Source organism: Paenibacillus sp. NRS-1782 (assembly GCF_050467685.1).
Taxonomy (GTDB): domain Bacteria; phylum Bacillota; class Bacilli; order Paenibacillales; family Paenibacillaceae; genus Paenibacillus; species Paenibacillus terrae_A.
Genome location: NZ_JBITPH010000121.1, coordinates 1 through 2,134, shown reverse-complemented (window position 1 = coordinate 2,134; position 2,134 = coordinate 1). Strand labels below are relative to the sequence as shown.

Sequence of the window (2,134 nt, the reverse complement as noted above, 5' to 3'; positions counted from 1 at the left end):
AAAGATCCCGAGAAGCAGCTATGATGATGTAATATAGCTTCTCCTATCATAAATTATCACTCACTTCCTCGCCTGTAGATATGAGTTCAATACTTCTTTCCTTATATATATTCGTTGTATAAATGAGTGTAACAAAAGGCGAAGGATAACTCCCTTCGCCTTTTGTCTTCTATAAGATCCTTAATCATTAAAATTATCTTCTAAATTATCGTCTACCTTATCAGGCTCGTACTCGACTGTTTTATAGTCAGGTGATGAGGGAATCATATTGACCACGACATTCCTCATTTTCAACTTGTACGTTCCTTCCTCAAAGGCAATAATATACTTAATGGGAGGTAACTCCATATCCTCATACTTCGTTATCGATGAAACGACAATCTTAGAAGGGTCTGCGTCATTTACAGAAATGATACGATAGTCTATCGGTGTTCCTTGAGCTTTTAGAAAATTAAGTCGTGCCCGGTCTGTTTTAAAGCGATAATCATCAGACAGTAAGAGCATCTTATCATAATCACGACTCATCGAAGCGTCCATATATTCTGAAAATGTCGAAACAGCAGCCTCTTTTGGCTTATCTGGAAGTTTATGAGGCTCCTTATCTCCTCCAAAACCTGTAGCAATTACAGTCAAAATTCCTCCTAAGACAACCAAGCAGGCCAACTTCTTTCGTAGTACAATCTTCAATTGAAAAAAACCTCCTTTGTTGTAAATTTTACCACAAATTCTTCTTCGAATAAATAAGGTAGAGTTCAAATTTTGTGAACTCTACCTTATTTATTATTCCAGAATAGTCTTATTCATTTTCTAACACATTTCCTTCTAAATGAATAAGACCATTTCCCCTACTCTCGCGGGTGTCAGCAAATGCTAATCTACCACTGCCCGAAGGTACTTGAACATATTTATTGTAAGACCCCTCACCATTAACAGATGAACTGACTCCCAATTTAACAAGTGCGCCATCTTTATATGTGCCTACACCATAAACTACTCTTATAGCTTGTACATCCGAGTCTACGATTGACTGACTCCCATTAAATGTAACCTGATTTCTGTAGTTTCCAAAGAAATTTCCGATCTGACTTAAATTCATTCCATGATTCTCCGAATAATAAGTCAGATTTCTCACAGCTAGTTGAACATTACCTTGTAAAGCCTTAGAAGGCTCCACAAATACTCCCGTTTCTACTTTTCCATATGTTGAACTAGTAGGTGCAATATCATATACCAAGCCTTTAGGTTGTTTGACTATATAATTACCTCCCTCCTTTTCAATATTATAGGGTGCTGCTGGTAATTCACCTATATCCCCATAAGTTAACTTAACGGAAACATTGATATCGTCTGGGTCAGAATTATCAGCCGATACAATTTTGTAATCAACTAGAGACTCATTTACTCCCAGACTGTTAATCTGTGGTTTTTTAAAATCGTTAAAATATTCATTCACAGCCTTTAATGCTTCTGGACTAAGTGAATCCTTATCAAAGCTATCTTGATTTGCCTCGATCTTAGAACCAACCTGTACATTATCATTTTCACTTACTGATAAAGGATTATTAGTAGGTATGTTATTTTCTAACGTTGGGGCAGCCGAGGCCGCGCTCCCAAAGCAAAAGGCCAATGACATAGTTATAATAGCAATTTTCTTCTTCATATTAATTCCCTCCGAAATAGATTTTATTTTACTCAATCCCTATTAAAAGAAATACCCAATAACATACATAAAATAGTGGAATTTTAAACTGTTTTCACCTCTATCTTCCCTTTCAAAAGATATTTTTTGTGTTAATAACAACTGATTTGATTGTCCCAACCATCCCCTCTGTAAAACTACTCTAATATTCATGCAGAATTATCCAATAAGATATAATAAATGTATCACTTTTCAATGTTTTAGTAAAGTTTGTAAATTTTATCGCCTTTCTTTAGAAATCCTATATCCGCCAATGCTCATATCCGTGCTCATTTCGTTTTGTTAGACTAGCCACTAAGTTGAAAGTAAACGAACAACACTATAGGATTTTAAAAAATAGGAAAAAGAAAGATGGTACTAAAATGCTTAACAAATTAGGGGAAACAGTTCAAACATTTGCAAGAAGCCGAAATCAAAATTGAGCGTATACCAGCA

2 protein-coding genes are annotated in these 2,134 nt (G+C 35.3%); both read right to left on the bottom strand.

Annotation, left to right across the window (positions count from 1 at the left end):
- Positions 1–180 precede the first annotated feature (180 nt).
- Positions 181–687: a hypothetical protein gene (locus ACIFQM_RS24955; protein WP_430044637.1), complete on the bottom strand. Its 507-nt coding sequence runs from the start codon at positions 685–687 to the stop codon at positions 181–183.
- A gap of 109 nt (positions 688–796) precedes the next feature.
- The gene (locus tag ACIFQM_RS24950; RefSeq protein ID WP_430044635.1) at positions 797–1,660 is read right to left on the bottom strand and encodes a hypothetical protein; all 864 of its coding nucleotides are present in this window, start codon (positions 1,658–1,660) and stop codon (positions 797–799) included.
- Positions 1,661–2,134: the final 474 nt, after the last annotated feature.

Coding starts and splice junctions, on each gene's coding strand:
- ACIFQM_RS24950 (WP_430044635.1), bottom strand. CDS start 1,660: ATGAAGAAGAAAATTGCTATTATAACTATGTCATTGGCCTTTTGCTTT.